At 80.6% G+C, this 350-nt stretch carries 1 pseudogene; it reads left to right on the top strand.

Going from position 1 to position 350, the window contains the following annotated elements:
- Nucleotides 1-350, top strand: a pseudogene (locus ABD211_RS26790) (hypothetical protein); the annotation flags it as partial.

Here is a 350-nt window from a genome sequence, read left to right as displayed (position 1 = left end):
CACGGCCGCCCTCGACCGGGCCGGCGCGGTCCTCGCGGCGGCCGCCGAGGCGCCCGTGGCACTGCTCAAGTCGGGCGGGGTCGGCTCGCGCGAGCTGAAGCGGCTCGCCAAGGTGTCCGGCAGCCCGGTCGCCGACGCGCGCCTCTGGCTGGAGATCGGGTACTCGGGCGGCCTCCTGGCGATCGAGGAGACCGCGGCGCTGGCCACCGGGGAGTACGACCGCTGGTTGCGCGCCGAGCCCACCGAGCGGCTCGCCGACCTCGTGGCCGCCTGGTGGCACCTCCCGGCGGCGCCGACCGGGGCGGGCGGGCGCGGGGGCGGGGCCTGGGTCGCGGCCGGCGTCACCGGCG

Origin of the sequence: Luedemannella flava (genome assembly GCF_039528515.1) — a bacterium.
Taxonomy (GTDB): domain Bacteria; phylum Actinomycetota; class Actinomycetes; order Mycobacteriales; family Micromonosporaceae; genus Luedemannella; species Luedemannella flava.
Note: the sequence above shows the minus strand (reverse complement) of the source record. Positions and strands in the feature narration are given on the sequence as shown.